Source organism: Stenotrophomonas sp. 05L414_2 (assembly GCF_056397905.1).
Genome location: NZ_JBFTOJ010000237.1, coordinates 1 through 5,004 on the forward strand (window position 1 = coordinate 1; position 5,004 = coordinate 5,004).

Annotated in this window: 3 protein-coding genes; all 3 read right to left on the minus strand. The window is 66.4% G+C overall.

From position 1 onward, the window contains the following. Nucleotides 1–4: 4 nt before the first annotated feature. Genes AC1DJN_RS20710 through AC1DJN_RS20720 form a run of 3 tightly spaced genes read right to left on the minus strand, consistent with a single transcriptional unit; the run spans nt 5 to nt 4,904 of the window. Complete coding sequence (locus tag AC1DJN_RS20710; RefSeq protein WP_033831792.1) at nt 5–1,309, minus strand: MFS transporter; 1,305 nt, start codon at nt 1,307–1,309, stop codon at nt 5–7. Then, nucleotides 1,306–3,555, minus strand: a complete 2,250-nt coding sequence (locus AC1DJN_RS20715) for an oligoalginate lyase (RefSeq protein ID WP_478040035.1) — start codon at nt 3,553–3,555, stop codon at nt 1,306–1,308. Before AC1DJN_RS20715 ends, AC1DJN_RS20710 begins: the two co-directional genes overlap by 4 nt. After that, nucleotides 3,552–4,904, minus strand: a complete 1,353-nt coding sequence (locus AC1DJN_RS20720; protein ID WP_234003379.1) for a polysaccharide lyase 6 family protein — start codon at nt 4,902–4,904, stop codon at nt 3,552–3,554. The genes AC1DJN_RS20715 and AC1DJN_RS20720 overlap by 4 nt, the downstream gene beginning before the upstream one ends. Nucleotides 4,905–5,004: the final 100 nt, after the last annotated feature.

A 5,004-nucleotide genomic window follows, 5' to 3' on the forward strand; every position in this document is an offset into this window, starting at 1 on the left:
GGGCTCAACCGTCGGTGCGGTCGAGCTTGTGGATCGGTCCGGTCCACCACCACAGCGCGGCCAGCGACAGCGGCACCAGTGCGGCGACGAGGATGAAGATCGGTGCATAGGAATGGCGGGTCAGCACCGGTACCAGCCAGGTGGTGATCAACGTTCCGGCTACGGCGGCCAGGCCGCCGAGACCGGCCAGCGTGCCCACCGAGCGGCCATCGAACAGATCGCCGGGCAGGGTCTGGATGTTGCCGATGGCGATCTGGAAACCGAACAGCACTGCTGCAATCGCCAGCACCGCAAACAGCGGCTGGTTGGCCAGTACCGCGCCCAGCAGGGCCGGTGCCATGATCACGCAGCCCAGCGAAATCGACAGCTTGCGCGCACGGTCCACGCTCTGGCCGGCATTGATCAGGCGCCCCGACAGCCAGCCGCCGCTCAGGCTGCCCAGCATGGCGCCGACGAAGGGCACCCAGGCGAACAGGCCGATCTGCTTGATGTCGAAGCCGAAGGTCTCGGCCAGATAGATCGGCAGCCACGATACGAACAGCCACCAGATCGGATCCAGCAGGAAACGGCAGGCGAGCATGCCCCAGCTCTGCCGGTGGGCCAGCAGCGAACGCACGCTGACCTTCGGTGCATCCACGCGTTGCTGGCCAGCCTGGTCTTCCATGATCAGGCGCCGCTCGGCGTCACTCACCCACGGATGCTTGTCCGGGCCGGCGCGATAGACGAACAGCCATGGCAACAGCCACAGGAAGCCAAGTGCACCGACCAGTACGAAGGTGCCGCGCCAGCCAAGCCACAGGTACAGGCCGGCGATGGCCGGCGCCGAAACGATGGCACCGATGGACGCGCCCGCGTTGAAGATGCCCTGTGCGAGGGCACGCTCACGCGCGGGGAACCACTCGGCATTGGCTTTCACCGCGCCGGGCCAGGCACCGGCTTCGCTGATGCCCAGCATCGCCCGCACCACGCTGAAGGAGAGCATGGAGTGGGTGACCGAATGCAGCGCGATCGAGATCGACCACACACTGATCGACAACGCGAACCCCAGCCGCGTCCCGATCATGTCGAACAGGCGCCCGAACAGGAACTGGCCGGCGGCATAGAACAGCATGAACACGGTCACCAGCAGTGCGTAATCGTCCTTGGTCGCGCCGACTTCCCTGGCGATCTCCGGCCACATCACCGCCAGTGCATTGCGGTCGATGTAGTTGATCACCGTGGCCACCGCGATCAGGCCGACGATCAGCCAGCGCACGGCCGAGCGCACCGGCACCTTGCGCAGCGTGGCCACGGCCGAGGGGCCGTTCATCGTGCCTCACCCTTGCTGCGGTCCATGCGCGCATGGCTGCCGCTCCAGCGGTAGGCATGGCCATCCACCGTCACGCTGTGTTCGCCCTTCGCGTCGCTGTCGTCGGCCACGCCGAGTGCGATGCGGGCGCCGCTGGCCAGGCGCAGCTCGAGCACCTCGGCATCATTGCCGCGGGTGCGGATGATCTGCTTGATGCGGCTGTCGGCACCGTGCACGTACTCGGCGGTGCCGTTGTACTCGCCATGCGGCTCCAGCACGCTGAAGAAGGTCACATCCTTCTGTCCTTCCACGCGCTGCAGCAGCGCCGGTTCGCGGCGCAGGTTGAACTCGGGATCATTGGCACCGCTCTCCACCAGCAACGCCTGCGCCGGCGCACTGCTGCCGAAGCGGTAGGTGTAGAAGCGTCCGTCGAGCAGCCACGCCAGCGTGCGCGGCTCACTGCCGGCCTTGCTGCGTGCGTCCAGCCACAGGTGCTGGTAGCCGTTGTCGCTGCCGAGCACCGGGCGCTGGGCAGGGAAATGCTCGGCCTCGAAACCGGTGGTGACGATGTGGCCGTTGAAGTGCAGCGGCAGGTCGTAGCGTGCAGCCTTGTCGCCGTGCACCTGCAGCAGGTCCAGCACCACCGGCAGGCCCAGTTCGGGGTGGCGCAGCAGTGCCTGGGTGCGGGTGAACACCACGCCCGGATAGGCATCGCGCATCGTCGCCGAGGCGATCTGGGTATCTGCGTCGGCCTGGAAGAAGCGCACCTGCGGGGCGAGTTCCTCACCGCGCTTCCAGTCGCCCTTGAAGTGGCTCTGCTCGTTCACCACCAGCGTGTTGTGGGCCACGGTCTGCTTGGCCCAGCTGCGGTTCTCGGCCAGATAGATGCCACCGCGCTTGGCTTCCACGTTGAGGAAGCGCGCCGCGCCGTAGTCGGTCACCACGGCGTTGCCATTGTCGTAGAACAGCCAGTTGAGCTTGTCGAAGTGGCCGTGGCCCATGCCCTGCATGGTGTCCTTCTGCACCAGCGCCTGGCCGCGTTCGCCACCCATGCGCAGGATCGCCAGGCCGCCGCGTTCACCGTCCGGGCCGTCGCGCAGCAGCATCGGCCGGTAGTCGAACGGTTTGGCTTTGTTGGCTGCCAACGCCTGCGCCACCTGCAGCCCTTCCGGCGACAGCAGCAGGCGTTTCTGCTGCTGGGCGACCGACAGCAGACGGTCATCGCCGGCCTGCGCATAGGCGATGCCGATGCCAGCCACCAGCTCTTCGGTATCGATGCCCTTGTCCAGGATCGCATCGTTGATCGGGAAGAACAGGCCGTCGTAGCTGGTCTGCACCAGCACGTCCACCGCCTTCAGCAGCACGCCGTCGCGGCGCGCGAAGATCTTCCGCTGCGGCTCGTTGCGTTCGATCGCGTTGGCAAACAGCAGGAACGGCGCCAGCGCATAGCGCTGGTAGTAGGGGCCTTCCTCGTAATACCCATCGGGCGAGAACAGCAGGTCGATCTGCCGCAGGAAACCGAACTGGTCATCCTTGCGGCTGCCGCGCAGCGATTTCTCCACCAGTTCGCGATCACGCAGCACGTAGCCGGTCAAGCCGGTGGCGGCCACCGCCCAGGTCGCGTGGTTGTGGATCTGGTCGTAGTTCTTCGGCTCGCTGGCCAGGAACTCGGCCATCGGCCGGAACACCTGCGATTCGATGGTCTGCCGATCCTGCGGCGACAGCGCATCGCGGATCGCGTCGTAGCCCTGGATGGCGTTGACCAGCCAGACCGAATCGTTGAGCACCTGCCAGAACACCCGGCCGGGAATCTGTCCGCGTCCTTCCGGATGCGGGCCGAGGGTCGGGTAGAGCTTGGCGTACTGCAGCAGCATGTCGCGCGAATAGGCGACATAGGCCTTGTCGCCGGTCAGCCGGTACAGGGTGCCGGCGGCCAGCAGTGCCYGGTAGTTGCGCTTGTGCTGCTCATGGGTGCGACCGCCGCCCTTGTCCTTCGGCACCGGCACGTCGATGCCGGCCTTCATCATCTTCTGCAGCGATTTCTGCGTACGCGCCTGTTCCTTGGCGAACCACGGATAGCGGCTGCCTTCGCTGGCCATCTGCTGCCACTGCGCGGCGGTCACCAGTACCGGCGCGGTATCGCCTTGTCGCGCGGCTGCGGCAGGTGCCGCATGCAGCGGTGCCGTCGGCAACAGGGCGAAGGGAGCGGCCAGGGCGAGGGCGATCGCCAGACGGTGGGAACAAAGGGACAGTGGCTGCAACCTCATCGATCAACTCCGGTGCTGGTGCGTGACAGGGCAACCTCGCCCACCTTGGGATACCAGTCCACCCCCGTCTGTTCGCGCGGGGTCATTGCCAGCGCCGGATCGGCGCCGATGGTGGGCAGGGGCGTTGCCGGCACCCACAGGCCGCTGGCGGCCTGCTGCAGGGTGATGCTGGCGCTGCTCACCCCGCCCGGGAATACGCTGCTGGCCTGCGGCGACTGCACGTTGTTGCTGAAGGCGATGCCGGCCAGCGAACTGGCCGCATTCGGTGGATTCTTGCTGGTGCGGTTGACGATCAGGTTGCCGCTGAAGTGGCTGTTGCTGGCGGCAACCACGATCCCCTTGGTTTCGTCATGGCCCACACCGAAGCTGATCTTCGCCACGTCGACGAAGGTGTTGCGGCTGATGGTCGCGTTGACCACCGGCGCGTAGCCGGACAACGGCGGATTGGCCTGTGCATCCATCACCGCCAGTGCCGAGCGGTTGCTGGAGCCGGCCAGCCGTTCGAAGTAGTTGTTGCTGACGGTCTGGTCGGCATTGATGATGCGCACGCCGCCGGTGCCGGCCTTGTCGTCGCCGAGGAAGAGGTTGTCGACCACCCGGTTGCCGTTGCCATGGCGCAGGGTCAGCGCGCCGGCCGAACGATAGAACACGTTGCCGCGGAAGGTATTGCCGCCGGACTTGTTGGAGACGATCTCGGTCTCGCCATCGCAGCCCTCGAACCAGTTGTTCTCCACCGTGCTGTTGGAATCGCTCAGCGAGGTGTCGCTGGTGCCTACACGGATCGTCTCTCCGCCATTGACGCCCAGCGCTGGCCGCGGGCCGAACCAGTTGTGGTCGATGCGGTGCTGGTTGTCCAGGCCCTGGGTGGCATCGCGCACCACCACCACCGTCGGGCCAGCGTTGGTCTTGCCGCGCAGCTGGCTGTGGTCGAGGCGGTTGTTGCTGCCGTACAGCGACACCCAGTAGTCCTGGTCGCTGCCATCGGGGTTGCTGTAGTCATCGATGACCAGGCCGGTGACGCGGCTGTGGCTGGCCACTGCCTTGCTCGACTCGCGGAACGCCACCACGGCGTCGCCCGGGGTGTAGCCGTTGCGGAATACCAGGTTGGAGACCTGCAGGTAGCTGCCGGCCAGGCGCAGGTCCGACCCCCCGCTGAGGATCACCTTGCCCGGCGTCTGCGCGCGCAGCACGATCGGTGCGGCGGCGGTGCCCTGGCCCTTCAGCAGCAGGCGCGCATCGGTCCAGGTGCCATCGGCCAGCACGATTTCATCGCCGGGTTGCAGTGCGGCAGCGGCGGTGGCGAACTCGGCGGCATCATGGACCAGCCAGCTCGCAGCGTTCGCCGGCAAACTGGTCAGGCAGGTTGCCAGTCCAATTGCCAGGCAATATCCAAGGGTGGGTTTCGAAAGGCGGTGCGAAGTCGGTTGAATGCGCATGAAGTCCTTCCAG